This is a genomic window from Flavobacterium sp. (assembly GCF_044373165.1).
Lineage (GTDB): Bacteria > Bacteroidota > Bacteroidia > Flavobacteriales > Flavobacteriaceae > Flavobacterium.
Map to the genome: position 1 here is coordinate 1 of NZ_JBILQL010000006.1, position 22,837 is coordinate 22,837.

At 35.7% G+C, this 22,837-nt stretch carries 26 protein-coding genes; 13 read left to right on the forward strand and 13 right to left on the reverse strand.

Annotation, left to right across the window (positions count from 1 at the left end; translation table 11 throughout):
• From ACIQ32_RS01780 to ACIQ32_RS01800, 5 genes are all read right to left on the reverse strand, one after another.
• Positions 1-785, reverse strand: a 785-nt coding sequence (locus tag ACIQ32_RS01780) for an exonuclease domain-containing protein (RefSeq protein ID WP_396193942.1), incomplete at its 3' end; no start/stop codon positions are given.
• A gap of 37 nt (positions 786-822) precedes the next feature.
• Positions 823-1,482: a YggS family pyridoxal phosphate-dependent enzyme gene (locus ACIQ32_RS01785; protein WP_396193943.1), complete on the reverse strand. Its 660-nt coding sequence runs from the start codon at positions 1,480-1,482 to the stop codon at positions 823-825.
• A 31-nt stretch (positions 1,483-1,513) separates the two neighbouring features.
• Positions 1,514-2,731: a DUF1015 domain-containing protein gene (locus ACIQ32_RS01790; RefSeq protein ID WP_396193944.1), complete on the reverse strand. Its 1,218-nt coding sequence runs from the start codon at positions 2,729-2,731 to the stop codon at positions 1,514-1,516.
• A gap of 73 nt (positions 2,732-2,804) precedes the next feature.
• Positions 2,805-3,692 carry a 3-hydroxyacyl-CoA dehydrogenase family protein gene (locus ACIQ32_RS01795; RefSeq protein ID WP_396193945.1) on the reverse strand — a complete coding sequence of 296 codons (888 nt, stop codon included), beginning with the start codon at positions 3,690-3,692 and terminating at the stop codon, positions 2,805-2,807.
• Positions 3,693-3,756: 64 nt separating this feature from the next.
• On the reverse strand, positions 3,757-4,725 hold the full coding sequence (locus tag ACIQ32_RS01800; RefSeq protein ID WP_396193946.1) for a Gfo/Idh/MocA family protein: 969 nt from the start codon (positions 4,723-4,725) through the stop codon (positions 3,757-3,759).
• Positions 4,726-5,006: 281 nt separating this feature from the next.
• On the opposite strand from ACIQ32_RS01800, the gene ACIQ32_RS01805 reads away from it, so the two are divergent.
• Entirely contained in the window at positions 5,007-5,648 is a 642-nt protein-coding gene (locus ACIQ32_RS01805) for a protein-L-isoaspartate(D-aspartate) O-methyltransferase (RefSeq protein ID WP_396193947.1), read from the forward strand.
• Here ACIQ32_RS01805 and smpB read toward each other — a convergent pair.
• Positions 5,645-6,097, reverse strand: coding sequence for an SsrA-binding protein SmpB (smpB, locus tag ACIQ32_RS01810; RefSeq protein WP_396193948.1), 453 nt, complete (start codon positions 6,095-6,097; stop codon positions 5,645-5,647). The genes ACIQ32_RS01805 and smpB overlap by 4 nt on opposite strands.
• Positions 6,098-6,248: 151 nt before the next feature.
• Between smpB and ACIQ32_RS01815 the strand changes: the two genes are divergently transcribed.
• Together ACIQ32_RS01815 and ACIQ32_RS01820 are read left to right on the forward strand one after the other, a co-directional pair.
• Positions 6,249-6,887 (forward strand): outer membrane beta-barrel protein, encoded by a 639-nt coding sequence (locus ACIQ32_RS01815; protein WP_396193949.1) that lies wholly within the window; start codon positions 6,249-6,251, stop codon positions 6,885-6,887.
• Between the two features lie 87 nt (positions 6,888-6,974).
• Positions 6,975-7,208, forward strand: coding sequence for a VF530 family DNA-binding protein (locus ACIQ32_RS01820; RefSeq protein ID WP_396193950.1), 234 nt, complete (start codon positions 6,975-6,977; stop codon positions 7,206-7,208).
• Position 7,209: 1 nt separating this feature from the next.
• Here the strand turns inward: ACIQ32_RS01820 and ACIQ32_RS01825 are convergent, their stop codons facing one another.
• Both ACIQ32_RS01825 and ACIQ32_RS01830 read right to left on the reverse strand, forming a co-directional pair.
• Positions 7,210-7,770 (reverse strand): GNAT family N-acetyltransferase, encoded by a 561-nt coding sequence (locus tag ACIQ32_RS01825; RefSeq protein ID WP_396193951.1) that lies wholly within the window; start codon positions 7,768-7,770, stop codon positions 7,210-7,212.
• 18 nt (positions 7,771-7,788) lie between these two features.
• A complete protein-coding gene (locus ACIQ32_RS01830) occupies positions 7,789-8,643 on the reverse strand; it encodes an aldose 1-epimerase family protein (protein ID WP_396193952.1) in 855 nt (284 codons plus the stop codon).
• A gap of 98 nt (positions 8,644-8,741) precedes the next feature.
• On the opposite strand from ACIQ32_RS01830, the gene ACIQ32_RS01835 reads away from it, so the two are divergent.
• Both ACIQ32_RS01835 and ACIQ32_RS01840 read left to right on the forward strand, forming a co-directional pair.
• Positions 8,742-9,023, forward strand: a complete 282-nt coding sequence (locus ACIQ32_RS01835; protein ID WP_396193953.1) for a hypothetical protein — start codon at positions 8,742-8,744, stop codon at positions 9,021-9,023.
• A 252-nt stretch (positions 9,024-9,275) separates the two neighbouring features.
• Positions 9,276-9,773 (forward strand): CAP domain-containing protein, encoded by a 498-nt coding sequence (locus ACIQ32_RS01840; protein ID WP_396193954.1) that lies wholly within the window; start codon positions 9,276-9,278, stop codon positions 9,771-9,773.
• A 62-nt stretch (positions 9,774-9,835) separates the two neighbouring features.
• Here ACIQ32_RS01840 and ACIQ32_RS01845 read toward each other — a convergent pair whose 3' ends face one another.
• The 4 genes from ACIQ32_RS01845 to ACIQ32_RS01860 all read right to left on the reverse strand — a co-directional run bounded on the left by ACIQ32_RS01845 (position 9,836) and on the right by ACIQ32_RS01860 (position 14,708).
• Complete coding sequence (locus ACIQ32_RS01845) at positions 9,836-10,432, reverse strand: 3'-5' exonuclease (protein WP_396193955.1); 597 nt, start codon at positions 10,430-10,432, stop codon at positions 9,836-9,838.
• 1 nt (position 10,433) lies between these two features.
• Complete coding sequence (locus ACIQ32_RS01850) at positions 10,434-12,350, reverse strand: DUF294 nucleotidyltransferase-like domain-containing protein (protein WP_396193956.1); 1,917 nt, start codon at positions 12,348-12,350, stop codon at positions 10,434-10,436.
• A gap of 237 nt (positions 12,351-12,587) precedes the next feature.
• Positions 12,588-14,117, reverse strand: coding sequence for a DEAD/DEAH box helicase (locus ACIQ32_RS01855; protein WP_396193957.1), 1,530 nt, complete (start codon positions 14,115-14,117; stop codon positions 12,588-12,590).
• An 81-nt stretch (positions 14,118-14,198) separates the two neighbouring features.
• Entirely contained in the window at positions 14,199-14,708 is a 510-nt protein-coding gene (locus ACIQ32_RS01860; protein WP_396193958.1) for a DUF6155 family protein, read from the reverse strand.
• A gap of 82 nt (positions 14,709-14,790) precedes the next feature.
• On the opposite strand from ACIQ32_RS01860, the gene ACIQ32_RS01865 reads away from it, so the two are divergent.
• Together ACIQ32_RS01865 and ACIQ32_RS01870 are read left to right on the forward strand one after the other, a co-directional pair.
• Positions 14,791-15,075: a DUF3817 domain-containing protein gene (locus ACIQ32_RS01865; protein ID WP_396193959.1), complete on the forward strand. Its 285-nt coding sequence runs from the start codon at positions 14,791-14,793 to the stop codon at positions 15,073-15,075.
• Entirely contained in the window at positions 15,068-16,327 is a 1,260-nt protein-coding gene (locus ACIQ32_RS01870) for a mechanosensitive ion channel family protein (protein WP_396193960.1), read from the forward strand. Before ACIQ32_RS01865 ends, ACIQ32_RS01870 begins: the two co-directional genes overlap by 8 nt.
• A gap of 4 nt (positions 16,328-16,331) precedes the next feature.
• On the opposite strand, the gene ACIQ32_RS01875 is transcribed toward ACIQ32_RS01870, so the two are convergent.
• The gene (locus ACIQ32_RS01875) at positions 16,332-16,715 is read right to left on the reverse strand and encodes an acyl-CoA thioesterase (protein WP_396193961.1); all 384 of its coding nucleotides are present in this window, start codon (positions 16,713-16,715) and stop codon (positions 16,332-16,334) included.
• A 211-nt stretch (positions 16,716-16,926) separates the two neighbouring features.
• Here ACIQ32_RS01875 and ACIQ32_RS01880 point away from each other — a divergent pair, with 211 nt between their 5' ends.
• The 6 genes from ACIQ32_RS01880 (at position 16,927) to ACIQ32_RS01905 (ending at position 22,815) form a co-directional block, all read left to right on the forward strand.
• Positions 16,927-18,255, forward strand: a complete 1,329-nt coding sequence (locus tag ACIQ32_RS01880; RefSeq protein WP_396193962.1) for an OmpA family protein — start codon at positions 16,927-16,929, stop codon at positions 18,253-18,255.
• Positions 18,256-18,399: 144 nt separating this feature from the next.
• Positions 18,400-18,798, forward strand: a complete 399-nt coding sequence (locus ACIQ32_RS01885) for a glyoxalase (RefSeq protein ID WP_396193963.1) — start codon at positions 18,400-18,402, stop codon at positions 18,796-18,798.
• 238 nt (positions 18,799-19,036) lie between these two features.
• On the forward strand, positions 19,037-19,750 hold the full coding sequence (locus ACIQ32_RS01890) for an esterase family protein (RefSeq protein ID WP_396193964.1): 714 nt from the start codon (positions 19,037-19,039) through the stop codon (positions 19,748-19,750).
• A 34-nt stretch (positions 19,751-19,784) separates the two neighbouring features.
• Positions 19,785-20,726: a RimK family alpha-L-glutamate ligase gene (locus ACIQ32_RS01895; protein WP_396193965.1), complete on the forward strand. Its 942-nt coding sequence runs from the start codon at positions 19,785-19,787 to the stop codon at positions 20,724-20,726.
• Positions 20,727-20,797: 71 nt separating this feature from the next.
• Positions 20,798-21,907 (forward strand): carboxylate-amine ligase, encoded by a 1,110-nt coding sequence (locus ACIQ32_RS01900; RefSeq protein WP_396193966.1) that lies wholly within the window; start codon positions 20,798-20,800, stop codon positions 21,905-21,907.
• Positions 21,908-21,990: 83 nt separating this feature from the next.
• The gene (locus ACIQ32_RS01905; protein ID WP_396193967.1) at positions 21,991-22,815 is read left to right on the forward strand and encodes a type 1 glutamine amidotransferase; all 825 of its coding nucleotides are present in this window, start codon (positions 21,991-21,993) and stop codon (positions 22,813-22,815) included.
• The last annotated feature ends 22 nt before the right edge of the window (positions 22,816-22,837 follow it).

Sequence of the window (22,837 nt, forward strand, 5' to 3'; positions counted from 1 at the left end):
ATTTCTTCACTTTCTTTTAGCAATCCAATTAATTCACTGCCGGTTTCTTCATAAGTTACTGCAAATACATCGCGCTGGATTTTTTTGCTTTTGCCCGAAGTTCCCGTAAAATGTTGGTTGATGCGCTTTTTAATGTTTTTACTTTTACCAATGTAAATTAGGTCGCCTTTTTCGTTATGGATATAGTAAATACCGGTTCGTGTAGGCATGCTTTCTACGATATCCAACAATTTAGGCGATAAGCCTTTTTTAATTTCGGCCTTGATTAAGCTGATGAGAATCTCTTTGGAAACATCTTTGTCCAATATCATTTTGAACAATTTTACGGTGGCTAAAGCATCGCCACTGGCACGATGTCTATCCGTAACCGGAATCCCGAGCGAGCGAACTAATTTTCCCAAACTGTAAGAAGGTTGTCCCGGGATGAGTTTCTGAGACAGTTCAACTGTACAAAGTGTTGGTCGAACAAAATCGTAGCCTAGTCGACTGAATTCCGTACGCAAAATACGGTAGTCAAACGAGGCATTGTGTGCAACTACTATACAGTTTTCGGTAATTTCAATAATGCGTTTGGCCACTTCATAAAATTTCGGGGCTGAACGCAACATCGCATTGTTTATCCCGGTCAATTTTACCACAAATGGCTGAATCGGTTTTTCGGGATTGACCAAACTGATAAACTGATCTACCACTTCATGACCATCAAATTGGTAGATGGCGATTTCAGTGATGCCTTCTTCGTTGAATTGGCCTCCGGTGGTTTCTATGTCGAGTATGGCGTACAAACGAGTGATTAGTGATTAGTGAATAGTAATTAGTTTTTTATCGGCTTCCAAAGATACTACTTCCAATTCGAACCATGGTGCTTCCGCAGTCGATGGCTAGTTGGTAGTCGCCGCTCATGCCCATGGATAGGGTTGTCAGTTGTTGGTTGTTGGTTGTCGGTTGTTGGTATTTATCAAATAATGACTTTAGGTATTTGAATTCCTTTTCGATTTGTTGCACATTATCAGTGAAGGTAGCCATGCCCATTAGGCCGACAATTTTGATGTTTTGCATTTCTTTTAGTTCTTCGGAATTCAGTAGGGCGTTGAGTTCTTCATCATTTAAACCAAATTTGGTTTCTTCTTCGGCGATGTGAATTTGCAACAGACAATTGATGTTTTTTCTCCAACGCACTGCTTGACGGTTGATTTCTTTGAGCAATTTCAAACTGTCAACACCGTGAATTAGTTTTACATAAGGCACCATGTATTTCACTTTGTTGGATTGTACATGGCCAATCATATGCCATTCGATATCCTTAGGCATTTGCTGCCATTTCTCGGTCATTTCCTGGATTTTATTTTCCCCGAAAATCCGTTGGCCGGCATTGTAAGCTTCCATCAAATCGCCTACCGGTTTGGTTTTGGAAACCGCTACCAAAGTCACGTGTGATGGGAGAGAAGCTTTTATATTGAGAAGGTTTTGTGCTATTGACATTTTCAAATTTTCAAATTAACTCATTTTCAAATTAAAGTTCATATACTATCAATCCACTTCTAAACTTCGGTTCAATATAAGTGCTTTTTGGTGGCATGATCAAATGGTTATCCGCCAAAGCTTTAATTTCCGAAATGTCGGAAGGGTAGAGCATAAAGCCCACTTCAAATTCGCCTTCGTCCACCAATTCTTTAATGGTTGAAATAGATTGTTTTCCCGGAATGTATTCGATGCGTTCGTCGTTTCGCAAATCTTCTATGCCTAATAGCGGTTGCAAGACTTTGTCGTATAAAATTTGGGCGTCTAAATTTTCTAAAATAGAAGGTTGATTGTTTTCTTGCTTGTAAAACAAAGCATAGAAACTACCATCGAGATACATGCCAAATTCAAACTTGCTTTGCGGTTTCCAAAGTTCTTGTTCTTTGTCTTTGATGATAAAGTTTTCGGAGAGTTTTTCGAGAAAATCTTCTATGGAAAAACCATTCAAATCACGAATGATACGGTTGTATTCGTAGATTTTGACATTGCTTTCGGCAATTAGGAAACTCATGAAATAGTTTAGGTTTTCATTGCCTAAATGTTTGTCCTCATCATATAACAATTCCGCTGAAGCTGAGCGGTGGTGACCATCGGCGATGTATAACTCAGGAATGTTTTCAAACTGTTTTGTTAACCAATGGATTTCTGCTTCGGATTCTATTTTCCAGAGTTGGTGTTGCTCTTTATTAGTGGTAGAATAATTATAAATTGGGGTACTTTTTTTCTTTTCGGCTATCCAAGTATTCAAGGTTTCATTATCGGGATAAGTGATTAAAACTGGTTCGGTATTGAAACCCGTTTGGTGCAAATAATCCTTAAAATATTCCACGCGATATTGCAACGTATCTTCGTGTTTTTTGATCACATTATTTTTGTAATCGTCGATGGAAGTTCCGGCAACTATACCCGTAAACGATTGGGTTTTGGTTTTTATTTCATACAGAAAAAAAGCGGCTTTCTCTTCTTCCATAAAAACCCCGTCATCTTTGAAATCCTGGTATTTGTGTGCGACACCTTTAAAGCGTTTGTCTAATGTAATCTTTTGCGAATGCATGTACGCAGGATGAATGACATGCAAAAACGAATACGGATTAAAACTCAACCAAGCAGCCAACTCGGCCGAACTGTAATCATCGTAGTTTCGGCAAGTCACCAAAGCCACCTTGTCAGGCGTTGGACGAACAGCTTTGAAAGGGATTATTTTGCTCATACTGTAGCTTTTAGCAATTAGCAATTAGCGGTCAGCAAAATTTAAAATGCTAACGGCTAATTGCTGACGGCTTTTAATTAAACTGCTTCGAAACTTTCTCTGCTTTCTTCGATTCTGAATAGTCATAGAAACCCTCGCCTGATTTTACACCGAGTTTTCCGGCCATGACCATATTTACTAACAGTGGGCAAGGTGCGTATTTTGGGTTTTTGAAGCCGTCGTACATGACGTTTAAAATAGAAAGACAAACATCTAATCCGATAAAATCAGCCAATTGTAATGGTCCCATCGGATGTGCCATTCCCAGTTTCATAACGGTATCAATTTCGCTTACACCGGCTACGCCATTGTATAAAGTTTCTATACTTTCGTTGATCATCGGCATCAGAATTCTATTGGCCACAAAGCCCGGATAATCGTTAACCTCTGTTGGAGTTTTACCTAGTTTCACCGATAAATCCATGATGATTTTGGTAACTTCATCAGAAGTATTGTACCCGCGTATGATTTCCACCAATTTCATGATCGGCACCGGATTCATAAAGTGCATTCCGATGACTCTTTCCGGATGAACAACTTGTGCCGCAATTTGCGTGATAGAGATCGAAGAAGTATTGGTGGCTAAAATCACGTTATGGTCGCAAATATCACTCAACTGTTTGAAGATATTGAGTTTCAGGCCAACATTTTCAGTAGCTGCTTCAACTACTAAATCACAACCCACAACACCGTCTTTGATGTCGGTATAAGTAATGATGTTGCCAATGGTTTTGTGTTTGTCTTGTTCGGTAATTGTCCCTTTGGTTACCATTCGGTCAAGGTTAGCAGCAATCGTAGCCATTCCTTTTTCCAATGATTTTTCGGAAACATCAATTAATTTAACGGTAAAACCGCTTTGTGCAAAAGTGTGGGCAATTCCGTTGCCCATTGTTCCTGCGCCTATTACAGCAATTGTATTCATTATTATAAGTTTGTTTGTTTCAAGTTTAAGGTTTCAAGTTTAAGATTATAACTTGAGACCATTTTTATCTGCTCTCCATACTATCAATAATCATATACGCCACGCGCAAAGCTTCGGTTCCGTCTTCTAAAGTAACTATTGGAGTAGTGTTATTATTGATGGCATCGGCAAAAGTTTCCAATTCATCCAAAATGGCATTATTAGGGGCTACATCAGGATTGTTGAAATAGATTTGCTTTTTTTCGCCTTCGGCATTTTGCAATATCATATCAAAATCACCCGGTACTTCCGGCGCGTCTTTCATTTTAACTACTTCACAAATCTTGTCTAAATAATCTACTGAAATATAAGCGTCTTTTTGGAAGAAACGCGACTTGCGCATGTTTTTCATCGAAATGCGACTTGAGGTTATATTGGCTACACAACCGCTTTCAAATTCGATTCTGGCGTTGGCAATATCAGGAGATTGGCTCAACACCGATACACCGCTGGCGTGTACTGATTTTACCTTCGATTTTACGACACTCAAAATGGCATCGATATCATGTATCATCAAATCTAAAACCACTGGAACATCGGTGCCTCTGGGATTGAATTCGGCCAAGCGATGGGTTTCAATAAACATCGGATTTTCGATTTGATTTTTTACGGCAATAAATGCAGGATTAAATCTTTCTACATGTCCAACTTGACCTTTCACTTTATATTCTTTAGCTAAAGCTATAATTTCTTCGGCCTCTTCAACAGTTGTAGCAATCGGTTTTTCAATAAAAACGTGTTTACCCGATTTGATAGAAACTTTAGCGCATTTGTAGTGAGAGAGCGTAGGCGTAACAATATCGATTACGTCTACAGCGTGGATTAATTTGGCTATGGTATCAAATCGTTTGTAACCAAACTCAGCCGCAATTTTTTCGGCATATGCTGCGTTTTCATCATAAAAACCAACCAATTCATATTTTTCTGATTGTTGTAGTAAACGCAAGTGTATTTTTCCGAGGTGACCGGCACCTAAAACGCCAACTTTGAGCATAGAGATAAATTTTACCAAAAATAGCAAATTCAAACAGCAAATACCAAAATGCAAATACCAAATTTCAAATATGAATCAAATTTTTTAAAATACAAATCTCAAATAATAAATTCCAAGTAAACTTCAATATTCAATAATTAAATAGCAAAAGATTTATTTTGTAATTACTACTATATCTTGTTTGAATTTTGATATTTTAGTTTTAGACATTTATTTGAAATTTGGTATTTGCATTTTGGTATTTTTACTTCTATTTTTACCAAAATAAATCTGAACCTACTTTGAAAGATACTGCCAAACATCAAGGGCTTCGAAATCAACTTGCTAAACTGTTAGAAGAAAAAGGAATTACCGATAAAAGTGTTTTAGAGGCTATCCGTAAAATTCCGCGGCATTTGTTTTTGGATTCCGGTTTTGAAGATTTTGCATACCAAGACAAAGCCTTTCCCATTGCGGCCGGACAAACCATTTCACAACCATACACAGTAGCTTTTCAAACCCAACTGTTGCAAGTAAAAAAAGACGATAAAATTCTGGAAATAGGAACCGGTTCGGGTTATCAAACGGCAGTTTTGGTGGCTTTGGGTGCCAAAGTATATTCGGTGGAAAGACAAAATGAACTTTTCAAAATTACTTCTGCTTTATTGCCCAAAATGGGCATTCGCCCAAAACATTTATCTTTTGGCGATGGCTATAAAGGTTTACCAAATCACGCTCCCTTCGACAGTATTATAGTAACTGCAGGCGCACCAATTATTCCTAAGCCGTTGATGGCACAATTAAAAATAGGAGGTAGGTTGGTGATTCCGTTAGGTGATGGCGAGCAAATTATGACGATGCTGATTCGCAAAAACGAAACCCAGTTTGAAAAGCATGAGTTTGGGGAATTCCGTTTTGTTCCTTTGTTAGAAGATAAGAACTAAAACGATTTTTTGATCCGGTCAATATCTCTTTTAACATCTTGTTCTTTGAGACTTTCGCGTTTGTCATAGGTTTTCTTGCCACGACAAAGTCCGATATCAAGTTTGGCCAAGCCTTTTTCGTTGGTAAACAATTTTAACGGAATTATAGTCAAGCCTTTCGTGTCGATACTTCTTTCAAGTTTTTTTAGTTCTCTTTTATTGAGCAACAATTTGCGTTCGCTTTTGGCTTTGTGGTTGAATTGGTTGCCGTAAAGGTATTCGTCAATTTGGGTATTGATGGCGAACAATTCGCCGTTATGAAATTCGCAAAAACCTTCCGTGATATTAGCTTTTCCTAATCGAATAGATTTAATTTCTGTTCCGGTTAAAACAATACCGGCCGTGTAAGTTTCGATTATTTCGTAATCAAACTTAGCTCTCTTATTGAGTATGTTAACGGTTTTCAGCATGGGATGGCAAATGTATAAACAAAAGCGGAAATTTAGGGAGTAAAAAGCGTGAAATTATCAATAAAAAAAATGTTTAAACAATGATTTATATCAGTTTTTAGTGGAATTGTTCCCCCTAATTTTGGGGTATAATTTTAAACTAACAATCAAAATGAAAAAATTATTATTAGTAGCAGGATTAGCTTTTTTTGGTTTAACTGCTCAAGCACAAGAAAAAAGTAAAGGATTAGAAGGCGCATGGTGGGCTACTTCTCAATTTGGCTACCAACAAACAAAAGAAGGCGATACTAAAGGCACTAATTTAACGGTTCTACCATTGGTGGGTTATTTCGTTTCTCCAACCGTTACGGTTGGTGCGGGTGTTGGTATGATAAATATCAAATCAGAAACAGGATCTACTACCAATGCCAATACTAGTTTAGTAGTGGTTGAGCCATTGGTAAGAAAGTATTGGAATGTAGCCGGTAATTTCTACTTCTTCGGACAATTGGCAACCCCTATTATCTCAGGAAAAGAAAAAGAAGCAGACACCAAAGTAAATCAATTCGGAGTGGCTATGTCAGGCGGTTTTGACTACTTTGTAACTAAAAACTTTAGTGTTGAGTTTTCTTATAACTTAGCTAGTTTTACTTCTACTACTATCAAACCTGACGGAGGAGATAAAACAACGATTAACAATTTTTCTATTGCACATGTAGCTTCAGTTGATCCGGCTTATATTAGTGCGTTAGGTGGAAGTGCACCAAATTTAACGACACCTTTGTCTTTCGGATTTAAATTTGTGTTTTAATTTTATAGTTATAAGTCCTTTCCGATTCAATCGGAGTTTAAGCCGCCTGTTGTTGTAACAGGCGGTTTTTATTTTTACTTTTGTGGCATGGAAAATCCACATTCAAATAATCCGTTACACGGCGTTACCTTGCAGCGTATGGTTGAGCAATTAGTGGCTTATTACGGATTTGATACTTTAGGGGAATTGATTAAAATCAGATGTTTCAGCCATGACCCGAGTATTAAATCGAGTTTGACTTTTTTAAGAAAGACCGAATGGGCTCGAAAACAAGTGGAAGCGCTTTACATTAAAACACTTCCTAAATTTGAACAACCCTAGTTTATTTCTTGAAATTTCTTCGCAATAACGAATAAATCACGGTATCCCAAAATTTGCCATCCCACAATTCATTCTCGAGTATGTGTGCTTCTTTGACGAAACCGTTTTTTTGAAGCACTTTTTCAGAAGCTGTATTTCCGGGATCAATAACGGCTTCTATGGAGTGCAAATTCATTTGCTCGAAACCGTATTCGACCACTGCTTTTATGGCTTCGGTGATGTAACCTTTTCCGTTGTATTCGGGTAATAACATATAGCCGATTTCCGCCCGATGGTTTTCGGGTTGGATGCGATAATGACCAATGATTCCAATGATTTTATCGCTGCCTTTTACGGTAATTCCCCAATTGATGCCTGTATTGTTTTCAATTTTTTCTTCTATCATGGCAATATGCGCCAAAGCTTCCTCTTTGGTTTTGGCCAAAGGTCTGGGAATATATTTCATGATATCTGGATTACCGCGAAGCGCTAAAACTCCTTCGACGTCATTTTGGTCAATTCGACGCAATAACAACCGTTCGGTTTCAAGGTTTTGAAAAGGATGAAAATTGATGGTTAGCATAAAATCGTTTCGGTAAATTTATAGAATTTCTATGCTAAAACACAATTCTTTATTGGTATTACTTTGCAACAATTGAATTCCTTCTTTTTCCAGAATGTTTCCGTTGGCATTGACAGTATCTGCATAACCCAACCAAGGTTCGAGGCAAACGAATGGTGCGCCAACTTTTGTCCAAATACCAAAATTCAGGAAATCATTGAATTTGAAATTCAGGATAGGTTTGTGGTTTTCTAAAAGTTGAATTTGTTTAGAAACCATCTTTTTAAAAACCAAAGCATCTTTTTCGAATAAAGAGTAGGTTAGTGGCAATACCTTATTTTGAAGTGATAGGATGTTTGTATTGTTTGTAAGCAAGTCGCTTTGCAAACTGTAACAGAGTAGGCTTTCGTCACTTTCAAAATGCAGACTATATTGAGAAAAAGGGTTTTTCAAAGCAAAAGCAGGATGACCTCCAATACAATACGGCATGGTTGTATTGTTGTTGTTTTTAACTATATATGTTACTACGAGTTCATTTTCATTCAGAGAATAAATAAGTTGCAATTCAAATTTAAACGGAAAAAGCTTTAAGGTTTCCTGACTTTCTTGTAAAGAAAAAATTACTTTATCGGATTGTAGTTCAATAATTTTGAATTCAAAGTCTCTTGCAAAGCCGTGTCGTGGCAGATAATAATTTTGGTTATTATAATGGTATGAGTTGTTCTTCAAAGTACCAACAATAGGAAATAGAATAGGAGAGTGCTTGCCCCAAAATTCGGGGTTTCCTTCCCAAATATATTCTCTTTCGGTATGTTTATGTTGGAGCGAGATGAGTTCGGCACCAGTTGAATTAATTGTTGCTGAAATATTTGAATTTGAGATAGTTGTAGTCAATTTTAGTATAGTTTTTTTTGCTGATTTCTTGTCAGGCAAATATATTTTATTAATTTTATTCTACCCATAAATCTATTTCTTAACTTAAAATTAGTACTATGAAACCAAATTTTGAAGTCATTTCGAAAGAAAACATTCCGCTTCTTACTTTTCCGCAAAACGATGTTTTAGAAAATCACGAAGAAATTGAGCAACGCCTGTTCGACTTAGACAGGGCTTTGGCGCTAGGCAATTTGGAACATTCCAAAATCAGGATTTATTTTGAAGACAACCAATCCAAAAAAGTCGTTGAAACCACTGTTTGGGCTGTCACAGATCAAAGAGTTATTCTCAAACAAGGTCACTCAATACCGATTAATAGAATTTTTAAATCGGCTTAGTAAAAACATTTGTAAAATTATAACCACTCAAATCGAGTGGTTTTTTTATGCTTTAAAAACATCGACGAACTGCTTATAAGTAGGAAAATATCTTATAATAATTACAATTTTAGGTATTTCATCGATTTTATTTGTGTTTTAAACGATGATTTAGCTAATATTGTCTAACCAAATCAAACAATACGTTCTGTCATTATTAATCAATAAAGTGTTTGCCCCACATCTACTTTATTAAAAACTTAACCTACTACTATGAAAGCAAAAATGTTTAGAGCATTGTTGCCGTTAGCAATCGTGTTCACTATGGTATCTTGTTCTTCTGACTCCTCAGAAGTAAGCGCTGAAGACAAACAAGTTGTAACTTCCTACAATTACAACGAAACGGAATCAAAATTAGTTGTACTAATTAACAACTATCGTCAAAGCAAAGGATTATCGCCTTTAACTGTTATCAATCACATCTCTTACAAATCGCAAGAGCACAACTATTACATGATTGATAACAATGTAGTAAATCACGATTACTTTCAACAACGTTCAGACAATCTGGTACGTGTACTGGATGCTGAAAAAGTAGGTGAGAACATTGCTTACAACTATCAAACTGCTGAGAGTGCTATGAGTGCTTGGTTAAACAGCCCATCACACAAAGCCAACATTGAAGGTGATTACACACACTTAGGAATATCAGTTAGCATTAATCCGGAAAACGGAAGAAAATATTACACCAACATGTTTATAAGAAAATAGTTTGATTATTGTTTTGTTTGATTTTGACAGATCACGAAAAACCCGGCTCTAAACCGGGTTTTTTATTTGAATCCTAATAAATTTTTTAGTTTTAAAAACAATAATCCAATGGCATAAGCGTCATCGGAAGCCGAATTTTTTTCACTTAATGGTAATTTATAATGTTTAATCATATCATCAATAGAAAATGATTTATTGGTAACATCCAGATATTTTTGATGCATAATTTCGATATCAAGCGCTTCATTTTTTAGTTTGCTGCACGACATTTTTTCCAAAGCCTCATTGATGAGCTCAATATCAAAATGAATGCGATGACCAACCAAAATCGAATTGCCTATATACTCTACTAATGCCTGAATGGCTTGCGGTTCGGCAAGTTTAGGCAGTTTACTTTCGATTAAAAACTCGTTAGGTAAGCCGTTATCATGAAGATATTTATATTGCAATATGACTACTTCAAAATTGTCCCCGATTTTAATAACATCATTCACAACTCCGAAAGCACCGAAGGATAAAATGACATCTTTTTTAGGGTTTAAACCGGTAGTTTCAGTGCTTAATATTACATAGCGGTTGGATTTGGTCTCGAATTTAGCCAAATATGCTTTCCAAAAATCGGGATATTCCTTATTGATATTTTTAATCCAATCCAGCATATTATGAGAATTGTGTTAATTGAAATTTATCTTTAATCAGTTCTTCCAAATCTCTCATAGGAGATAAAGCATTTTTGAGGCGTTCACGTTCAACTTTACTTAGTTCTTCAATGGCAATAAAATCACCGGAACTGTCAGTTTTTAAACCTTCCAGAGTTCTGAACTTTGACAAAATTAAGAAAGCATCGGCGCAATTCAAGTAAATCTCAGAAAACTTAGGATCAACCAGAGCCAATTGTTTGAATCGAGAATATGTATTGTTAATACCGCGTAAATTCAAACTCAAAGCAAAAAGACGAGCACCATCAACCAGAGGCATTATTCCTTTACTTTTGATATCAAATTTGCCTTTATGTTCTCCTTCTTCTTCAACATTAAATTTTTTGAAAAAATTCAATGGCGGATTTTTACGCAAAGCATCATTTCCCAAATAATCAAAGAAAAGGGCATTGTTTTTAGTGTTGCCGGCAATTAAATCGGAAATAGTGTCTTCAATTTTTCCTTCACCAAAGGCTATTTCATAATCAAAAAATATACTGCTGATATCGTTTGATTTTTCACCGGGCATTTTCATCCAATTGTTGTACTGTTTGATCCAATCACCCATAGATTTACACCAAAGCATATTGCTGGCCATGTGACCGTTTGGACAATATTGGTAGCCGACTTTTTCTAAAATGGCAGTGGTTCTTTTGGATAATTTCAAGAAATAGTCTTTTACGTCACGGTATTTTTCCGGTGCTACATCTTCAAAAATCAGGATACTGTCTTGGTCAGTTAGCAGCAACTGTTCTTTTCTACCTTGACTTCCAATACTAAGCCATGCAAATCTTGATGGAGGAGAACCCAAATCCAAAATAGCTAATTCTACCGAGCGTTTGATGATAGCTGTAATAATTTCTCCCGTTATATTATAAATATGCGGCAAAGGAATATTCTTAGCAATTGAACTTTGGATTAAGTCGGTTAATTTTTCACGAACTAATTTTAGTTCTTTAGGTGATAGTGAGCGTTTGATTTCTTTGATTAGAACACCCGGATTATTGGCTTGAGCAACAATTAGATCGTGTTCGGAAATAATACCTTTCACTTCCGATTTATCAGAACCATCAACAGTCACACACAAATGACTAACATTGTATTTTAGCAATAGTAATTGCGCTTCCGCCACCGAAACATTTTCGGGAACAGTGATGACAGGAGCCGACATTATTTTGTCGACTGCCGTTGTAATAGGGAACCGACCGTTTGCGATTTTTGTTCTGAAATCAGTATCGGTTACTATGCCGATAGGGCAATTTTGATTAATGATTACAGCACTATCTATGAGGTTTTCAGTCATTAGTTGTGCCACATCTTTAACTACCATAGTTCCAGTAATTTTTAACGGCGTTTTATTGTATGTTAAAGATTGAAAATACTGAATTTCATTGGATTGATTTTCAGTGTAAACGTTATCAGTAATAAGTTTTCCACGATTTTCTTTATCAAATGGATTTCTGGTATTGGTCGCAAAACTTTCCAATAAAAAATCGAGCACTTGTGGATTTTGCGCTACAAAAGGTTTGAAAACAGCAATAGGAATGGCGTAAACAATACTGTCTTCACGTGCTTTTGCCGTCATCATGTAATTGTTTTTGGCAAAAAAGGGTCGTAAGCCGAAAACATCTCCGGCATAACATTTATTGAGTAAAGTTTCTTCAGCATCTGCAATAACAGCCAGATTGACAACGCCGGAAGCAACCACATAAAAACTATCGTGCAATTTATCGTCAATTTTGAATAAGGTTTTGTGCTTGTCTAAACTAACAACGCTAATACTGGTGGCCACTTGAATTAGTTCGTCGTGACGCAAATAATTAAAAGGCGGATAGTCTTTTAAAAAATTGGCAATATTTTCAGCAACAGAATTACTCATTTTTTTTATGTATTAATAGCAGAAAACCTAAACAAAAATACTAAAGCTTTTGGCATGATAGGGCAATTGTTAAAAACATTTGAAAACTAAATCAATGAAGAATTGTATTGCTTTTCTTTAACATTCTATTTTACATAATATAAATTATAGTTTAAAATGTGATGGTGAAATGAAACAACAAATTTTTATCTTAAAATATTGTAATATAACAACTTATATACACTTAATTAAATTAGATTATTGCAAATATAATTCTCTATATCGTTTGCCAATCGCTAAACTAAGTTTGGTTTTATAATCTTCAATCAACCATTCACGATAATTTTTGCTGGTTTTACCCAAACAATTAACGTAACGCTTTACCCGACTTTCAATATCATCCGCTAAAAGTTTTGACAACAATTTAGCGTTGTATAAATCTTCTGCGTTATCCACACACATTACAGCATGTTGAGTAATAGAACGATCTATAACTTCTTTAGAACGCAAATTAAGAGCTGTAACTTTCTTAAACTCTTCTTCAATGTCCATAGTTACAACTGCTGTTTTGGCAAACATCTTGCGAATAGCATCCGGCATGGTGTATTTGAAATTGAATTCTATTTCGGTATCGTCACGCAGGCTTTCCAAATAATATTCGGGCGATTTAAAAATATGTTGCCAATCGACCGGATCGTTCCACAAACCGAAACGCAAAGCATTGTTTCCTAAATCGATTACAGTAAATTCATTTTTATTGGGTAATTTTCGAGAACCTCTACCAATCATTTGAAAGTAAAGTGTCAGCGATTTTGTGGCGCGATTTAAAATGATACTTTCTACGGTAGGCTCATCAAATCCGGTGGTTAAAATACCAACAGAGGTCAGTATTGCATCAGGTGTTTTCTTAAACCACTGCAAAATTTCTTTTCTGTCCTCAGTTGAAGTGGTATTATCAAGGTGCCTGATGGTAAATCCCGCTTCCTTAAAAGTATCATAAACATATAAGGAAGTATTGATTCCGTTATTAAAAATTAAAGTCTTTTTCCCAAATGATTTTTCAGTATAGGCATGCAATAATTTTTCTTGCATCACCATATTCATATACAAATCATCTGAAGATTTAACCGTATAATCTCCGTTAACGCCTACTTTTAAAGAAGTTAGTCCAACGTCATAGCTGTAGGTTGTTGCTTTTGCCAAAAAGCCGTTGTCAATCAACGATTGTATAGTATCACCAACAATAAGCTCATCATAATTTTGATGCATCGGCAATTTAATATTTGAACTTAAAGGTGTTGCAGTAACCCCTAAAATAAAAGATTTTTTGAACTGGCTGAAAAGTTTTCGAAATGAATTGTAATGTGCTTCATCAATAATGACTAAACCGACATTGTCAATCATCAATTTTTCGTCGTTTAATCGGTTTTTAAGGGTTTCAACCATAGCGACGAAGCAAGAATATTCGTCTTGATCAGGTAATTCTTTAATATTGCTGTTGATGATTTTGTTTTTTACCTCAAAACCTTTGAGCATTTTAGAAGTTTGTTTGCAAAGCTCAATACGATGGGTAAGCACCACTACCTTTTTGTTGTGTTTGGATAAATACCGACGCACAATTTCAGAAAAGATTACGGTTTTGCCACCACCGGTCGGCAATTGATAAAGCAAATGATAATTGCTTGGAGCATTATCTAAGCGCTCGAAAATTTTGTCAATATCGCCCTTCTGGTAGTCGTAAAGCTCCTTTTTATCTTCTATTTCAACCTTAAAATCTTTTTGAGACATAGCGATTTGTACAATTTTGCAAAAGTACAGCTAAAAAAGAGTTATCGCATCATTTAAAATGGAAATAACTAAAACTTAATATTAGAACCGCTCTGTAACTGCTGTAAAGTCATATTGATTGAACCAATTTTGATTGACGGCTTCTTCTTTAACAGCCACTACTCTATCGTAAAACTCATTTAAAATGCTGTGTTCAATTAAATAAGCCACAACTTGATGGAAAGATATAAACATGCTTTTGTAAAACATAACTTGTTTGATGGTCTTTTCTGCTGATAAAGCTTGAGCGATTTCGATATTATACAACATTAAATCGGCTACCAAGAAAACATCAACACCAAGCGTTTTAAAGTGTTTGATGAACTTTTGAGCCACTGAACGTCTCATTTTCGGTTTTTTACCTTTCACCGGAAAGTATTCGTTGGAGATTTTGATTTTGGCCTCGCGAATCAATTTTTCTTCATTTGGATTGAAGACAAAATCGTAATACACTTTTACATCTGTAAACTTGTCATATAACTCCAAGAGTTGTTCTTCGAGTTGGGATTTTGACAATTCACCTAAATATTTTTTTAAATCTCTTTTGCTCATAATCGGTAAAAAAACAAAAGTAACCTCTTTTTAGGTGGTTTAAAATGTTATTACTTAATTTTGTGGCAAATTGCTAATAATCATGACAAAATTTTTCAAGTTCGTTGCCATCGCCGAAGGGATTTCCTATTTGGTTTTATTCTTCAATATGTTAGTTATTAAACCAAACAATTTAACTTTATACAAAACCTTGCTGTTTCCGGTTGGGATGGCACATGGTGTGTTGTTTATAGGTTATGTGCTTCTGGCGCTACTAATTCGCAAGGAACAAAAATGGAGTTTTAAAGATTTTATAATTGTTCAGTTGGCTTCTCTACTGCCTTTTGCTACTTTTTATGTAGAGAAAAAATATGTGAAAAATGCATAAAATTGTTGCCAAAATATTCAGCTGGAGTTATCCGATGTTCAAAAAATGGGACTTTGGCGAAACTTTATCGTCCTATTTGAGCTTGACTATTAATATTATTGTTTTAACCATTATAGCTTATCTCATTTTTACGGTTTTCAGATATGTGTTGGTTAGAGCATTAATTATCATTGCCCGAAGAACCAAAACAAGATTCGACGATTTATTGGTTTCCAACAAAACGGCTAAATACATTTCGCATTTAATTCCGCTGTTGTTTGTATACAAATCGGTTCCGATTATACTGCAAAACTTTGTGTATTGGGAAGGGATTTTCGGAAAACTGATTGCCATTTATATCGTTCTTTTGAGTTTGTGGATTATTAAAACCATTTTACATGCATTTCGTGATCACTTAAAAACCAATCCGTCTTTCAGTGATAAACCCATAGACAGTTATATTCAGGTCATTATGATTGTACTCTGGATTTTTGGGTTTATCATAATTGTTTCCAAGATATTCGACATTAGTACTAATGCTATGTTGGGAACATTCGGAGCGGTTTCGGCGATTATCATTTTGATTTTCAGAGATACTATTTTAGGGTTTGTCGCCAGTGTACAAGTATCTTTAAATGACATGGTTCGGATTGGCGATTGGATAACATTTGACAAGTTTGGTGCTGATGGTGATGTTATTGAGATCAATTTGGCCACGGTTAAAGTGCGCAATTTCGACAATACTACCACCACTATTCCAACCTACAGCTTGATTTCTGATTCCTTCAGAAACTGGCGCGGTATGTTAGATTCTCAAGGAAGAAGAATTAAAAGGCACATTCTGATTAAAGCCCAAAGTATTCGTTTTTTGAAAGAAACGGAATTGCAGGAATTGAAAAAAATTCAATTGATCACCAAGTATATTGATCACCGACAATCAGAAATCAACAAGTTCAACACTACTCATGAAATCGATAAAAGTTTGTTGATTAACGGTAGAAATATGACAAATTTCGGGCTGTTTCGAAAATACATTACCCAATATTTGAGTCAGTATCCGGGTTTGAATAAAGATATGATATTACTTTGTCGTCAGCTACAGCCAACACCACAAGGCATACCGCTGGAAATTTACACCTTTTCAAACGACAAAAGGTTTGAAAACTATGAATACATTATGGCGGATATATTTGACCACATCTTCGCTTCTATACCATATTTTGATTTAGAAGTATATGAAATGCCATCAGGGAAAAGTGACTTTGTAGACTAGCTCCTTACAGTCGGTCTTGTACATATTCAATTTGTGTTTTACCGTGAGGTTTTGGTTTTCCGTCAATTCCCAGACTAACCATAGTAATGGTATCAATCGTAATGATGATTTCACGAGTCATCATATTTCTTACTTGACAAGTTAATGTTATGGAAGACTTACCAAACTTCACAACATCAATTCCAATTTCAACTATATCGCCTTGTTTGGCTGAACTTCTGAAATTGATTTCCGACATGTGCTTGGTCACTATTTTTGGGTTTTCCAATTGAATAATGGAATACAAAGCCAATTCCTCATCAATCCAAGCCAACAATCGACCGCCGAATAAAGTGCTGTTTGGATTTAAATCTTCGGGTTTAACCCATTTTCTGGTGTGAAATCTCATTTGTCTTTTTATTTTTAATCAAAATTACATTATATATCACTTCAAAATACCTATTTAATATATCCTTAACCGAAATCGTTTTCATAGCGTAAATTATAATTACACTCCTGAAAACAAGCCTTTTTTAATATGCAAAAAAGTTGATTATTAATTGTAAACGTCTATATTTGCATTGTTTTTAACATTTATTTAGTACACTAATATTTTAAATATGAAAAAAGGCCTACTATTATTACTTGCATTTTTATCTGTTTTTTCTACCGTTGCTCAGGTTGCGGTTGACACTACAGGAGTTCTTGGAGACAGTTACAACAAATGGTCTATTGAAGTTTCTGTGGGTCAAGGTAAAGGAGTTAGACCATATGCTGATGGTTATTATTCCAGTAACCCTGAAAAATTCTTCGGAAGATTACAAGCCAACAGTTTTGGCGTTGCAGGTCGTTACATGATTAGTCCAAAATTTGGGGTTAAAGCCGATTTGAACTATGAAGAATTCAACAACCAACCCGGTAGCGGTAGTTTAGATTTTAAAATGGTGCAATACCGCATGGGATTTCAGGGAGTTGTAAATGCTATTCGTTTGTTTAATATCGAAGAGGCAGCCGGTCGTTTCGGATTATTATTGCACGGTGGTCTTCAATTGTCAAGAATGACTTCTAAAACAAAAAATATTGTAGCCGCAGATCAAAATTACAACATTACAGAATTTAATGGAGGTTTGGTTGTAGGTTTCTCTCCTCAATTCAGAATTACCAATTCATTAGCGATTTTTGGTGATTTTAGTGTGTTAAACAACTACAGACAACATTTCAATTGGGATGGCTCTTATGCTGAAGACACTAATAACTTATCAGGGCAAATGGTCGTGACCTCTTTAGGAATTTCTTATTCATTCGGCAATGAAAAAATCCATGGCGATTGGGCAATTATCCAAGATAAGAAAGATAAAGAAATGAAAGAATTGAACAGTAGAATTGGTGAAATTGAAACCTTGATGAATGATACTGATAAAGATGGTGTGCCGGATTATTTAGATGTTGAAAACAATTCAATTGCCGGAGTTGCAGTAGATACTAAAGGAAGAATGATTGATAAAAACACCAATGGTGTTCCAGATGAACTGGAAAAATACATAGACAATACTATCACCAACAATAATAACAATAACAACAGTGTCATTACTCAAGGTATGATTGAGCAATTAATTAATGATGGTTATGTTGCTGCTTATTTTGATTCTAATCGTTCTATGCCAACACCTGCTTCTTCTGATAACATCGGATTTATCTTGAATTACTTGAAAAACAATCCTGGTAAATCTGTTGAAATTGTTGGTTATGCCGATGAAATCGGAAGTTCAGCTTACAATAATAAACTTTCTGCTGACCGTGCTGAAAACGTTAAAATTATCTTGACTAAAGCCGGTATCAGTCCGTCAAGATTAAATATCAAAGGAAACGGAATTGACAATTCAGTAGATAAAAATTCTGAATACGCCAAGCGTTTAGTTCGTAAGGTAGTTTTCAAAATAACTAATTAACAATAGATTATTAATAACTATAAAAAACCTCTGTTTTCCGACAGAGGTTTTTTTATACATTTAAAGTATTAATAGCACAGCACATACAACGCTATTAGGGGTTAAGTTTTTTTGTCTGTAATTTGAAACTTTAACAAACTACCTATGGAAGCCAGAGACAACACTGTTCTTGAGTTAAGAGGGGAAATTTTAGGAACCATCAACCAACAATCTTCTATTGAAGAAGTTTTTCAAAACCGAACCCTACGCCCTATTTTAAAATTGCAAAATGACTTGTTTGTTCAGGTTTTTATCAATTACGCGGTCAAACAAAAAAATGTTTTTTTTAGCTTGAATCCTGAAAAAAAATTGGCCTATATCGAAAACGTTATTCAAAGAGATATTAAATTCAGGAATTCTCTCAAAGGAATGGTAATTGCCTTTTTTACTTTAGAAGAGTATGCGGAATACATTCAAAATTCCTCTAATTTGAACAAACGCATGATGAATATGCTAATTGAAAGGTTGAAAAATCAAATTCAATTGATTGATATAACTCCCTAAATGGATCATTTACGGTAACAGTTTAGTCATTTTAACTACTGTTTGACAGCCAAACCCAATGTTTCACTTTGGGTTATCTTAAAGATAATTAAATTCTGTATTTGTATTTCTTTCTTTTTTTAGAGAATTTTCAAAAACTAATAATCAATAAAAATGATATCATAATTATTGATTAGATTCAAAGTTTTGCAGATTATTCAATGGATTTTTCATTATAATTGTTAAAAGAAAGAAGATTATGAAAGAGGAGTATTTTAAATGGTATTCACCTAATTTAAGTCGTGAAATAGAAATGCTGGTCTTTGGTCATGCCGGCTATCCTATTATACTCTTCCCTACCTCAATGGGAAGCTTTCATGAAAACAGAGACCAGGGCCTAATTGAAAGTGCCCGTTGGTACATAGAGCAAGGTCTCGTGCAAATATTTTGTCCGGATAGTATCGACAAACACAGCTTTTACAACAAGAGCATTCATCCGATGCATCGCATACAAAATCATGTCTGGTATGATAAAATGATTTGTCATGAAATTGTAGAGAAAGTCAAAAACAACACCTATTCCGGTAAAGTGGCAGTCGCAGGTTGCAGCTTTGGAGGCTATCATGCCGCTAATTTTGCTTTCAAACATCCCGGTTATGTTAGTCATATGTTTTCATTAAGCGGTGCGTTTTCCATCAAAAGTTTTATGGATGATCATTGGGATGACAATGTATTTTACAATAGTCCCGAAGATTATCTTCACGGCTTAAACGATGGAGAATTGTGGAACATGGATATTATACTGGGAACCTCAAATTGGGATATTTGCTTTGATGCTAATTTAAAACTCAGTAAAATACTTTCCCAAAGAAACATTCCGCATTGGTTGGATATCAGACAAGATCGAGAGCACGATTGGCCCGTATGGCGCGAAATGTTTCCGCATTATTTGTCCAGAATTAAGTTTTATTAAGCAAAATAGAAACAGAATCATAAAATAAGTAGAGATGAAAAAGATTGGAATTTTATTCGGAATGGAAGATACATTTCCTTATGCTTTTATCGAAAGGGTAAACGCAAAAAATGAAAAAGGGATTATTGCAGAAGCTGTATCAATTGATAAAGTGGTACAAAACAAAGGTGGTGAATATGCTGTTATTATTGACAGAATCTCACAAGACGTTCCCTTTTATCGTGCCTTTTTAAAGAATGCTGCCTTAACCGGTACCAATGTAATCAACAACCCGTTTTGGTGGAGTGCCGATGATAAATTTTTCAACAATTGTTTGGCTGATACTTTGGGTGTTCCACTGCCTAAAACGGTTATACTTCCATCGGCCGAGCATCCAACTGATACAACCTCAAAATCATTCAGAAACCTCAAATACCCTATGGATTGGGAAGGTATCTTTGAATATGTAGGATTTCCGGCTTATATGAAACCTTATGCCGGTGGAGGTTGGAAAAATGTGTATCGTTTGGAAAATAAAGAAGAATTTTTTGAAAAACACCGTGAAACCGGTCAATTGGTTATGTTATTGCAAGAAGAAATTGTTTTCCAAGATTACTATCGCGTTTATTGTTTGGGAGGAAAAAGTGTTCGTATTATGCCTTACGAACCCAGAAATCCACACCACTTGCGCTATGTGGTAGAAAACCCAAATATGGATAAAAAACTGATGGCTACCATAAAAGACTATACCCTTCGACTGTGTCAAGGCTTAGGCTATGACTTCAATACGGTTGAGTTTGCTGTTCGCGATGGCATACCCTATGCTATTGATTTCGGAAATCCCGCACCCGACGCAGAATATACCTCTGTAGGGGCTGAAAATTTTGAATGGGTAGTTGAGGAAGCTGCGAAAATGGCTATCGCTTTTGCCAAAAAGCAAAAACCGGGAAAAGTCAACCTTACATGGGGAAATTTCATCAAAGAGGCAACGAAGTAACGAATTGTTTCAAGTTTGAAGTTGGATCAGTTTTACAACAACTTGAAACCTGAAAGCTGAAACTAAAGTATATGACAAAGAAATTACCAATATTTACCTTAGGCGTTGAAGAAGAATACCAAATAATCGACCCCGAAACTCGTGATTTGCGTTCGCACTTGTCAAAAATTGTAGACGGCGCTAAGATTATTCTGAATGAGCAAGTTAAAGCCGAAATGCACCAATCAGTAGTAGAAGTAGGAACCAATATTTGCAAAAACATCAAAGAAGCCAAGTCCGAAATCAAGTTCTTGCGCAGTAAAATTGTAGAACTTGCCGCCAAACAAAATTTAGTAGTTGGCGGTGCAGGTACTCACCCATTTTCACGCTGGCAAGACCAACCCATTACAGATGATCCCCGATACCATCATATCGTTAACGAATTGCAGGATGCCGCTCGGTCCAACTTAATTTTCGGGATGCATTGCCATGTAGGGATAGAGAATCGGGAAATTGGTTTACAACTGATGAACCAAGCCACTTATTTTTTACCTCATATTTTTGCCTTATCAACCAATTCACCCTTTTGGGAAGGAAGAAACACCGGTTACAAATCCTTCCGAACCAAAGTTTTTGATAAATTTCCAAGAACCGGTTTACCCGAGTATTTTGACAGTGTGCAATCATACGATAATTATTTAGAAACTCTAGTCAAAACCAAATGTATCGACAATCCGAAGAAAATTTGGTGGGATTTACGTTTGCATCCGTTTTACGATACTATCGAATTTAGAATCACCGATATGAGCTTAACTGTTGACGAAGCAATATGCATCGTTGCGATTATTCAAGCGGTAGTGGCCAAATTGTACAAACTGACTATGGCCAATACTAGCTTTAATATTTACAGAATTGCTTTGATTAAAGAAAATAAATTCAGGGCTGCTCGATACGGAATTGAAGGTAATATGATTGATTTTGGATTGCAACAAGAAGTCAATACCCAAAGTTTGATTCTGGAATTACTCGATTTTATTGATGATGTAGTAGACGAATTAGGCAGTCGTGACGAAATTAATTATGTACATACTATATTAAAAGAAGGTACCGGAGCTGACAAACAGTTAGCCGTTTTCAATCACACACACGACCTTACCAAAGTGGTAGACATGATTACAGGTGAATTTACTAAAGGACTTTAAGGCTGAATGTTGTGCAAAGTGTCTGCCTTACACTAGCTAATCCAATGCATAACCTTTATCTTTGCCGCATCAATTTTTAAAATATGAGCCATCCTATTCGCATAGCGGTTTTAGACATGTACAACGGAGAACCTAACCAAGGAATGCGTTGTATCATTGATATTATAAATCGTTTTAATCAAATTGTTACTTTCCAAATATTTGATGTTCGAGGAAAATCAGAGTTTCCGGCCATCAACAAATTTGACATCTATATTTCTACCGGTGGTCCGGGAAATCCTTTAGAAGGAGAAGGTTGGGATTTAAAATGGTATACTTTTATTGATGAACTTTGGCAATGGAATAAAGAGCAAAAAGTTAAAAAACACATGTTGTTTATTTGCCATTCTTTTCAAATGGCCTGTCATCATTTCGGATTGGCCACTATCAACAAACGCAAATCTACTTCTTTCGGTGTCATGACCATACACAAAACAGAAGCCGGAACCAACGAACCCATTTTAGACGGTTTGAGCAATCCTTTTTACGCTATTGACAGTAGAGATTATCAAGTAGTGCAACCTAAATTGAGTATTTTCAGAAAAAAAGGAGCTATGATTATTGCTCTGGAAAAAATCAGAAACCATGTAGAATACGAACGCGCTATTATGGGTGTTCGCTTTTCAGATGAATTTGTCGGACTGCAATTCCATCCCGAAGCAGACGCTATGAGTTTTGTAGCCAATTTAAGAAACAAAGAAAAGCGAGATAACATCATTGCCATGAAAGGCAAAACCAAGTTTCGTAACATGTTGGAAGATTTGCTGGATGAAGAGAAAATATACAAAACCAATGAAACCATCATTCCCAACTTCTTGCGAATCGCTATTAATGACTTGTTGAAACACCGAAAGTCGATATCCAATTAAAACCGACTGAGAACTTTTATAA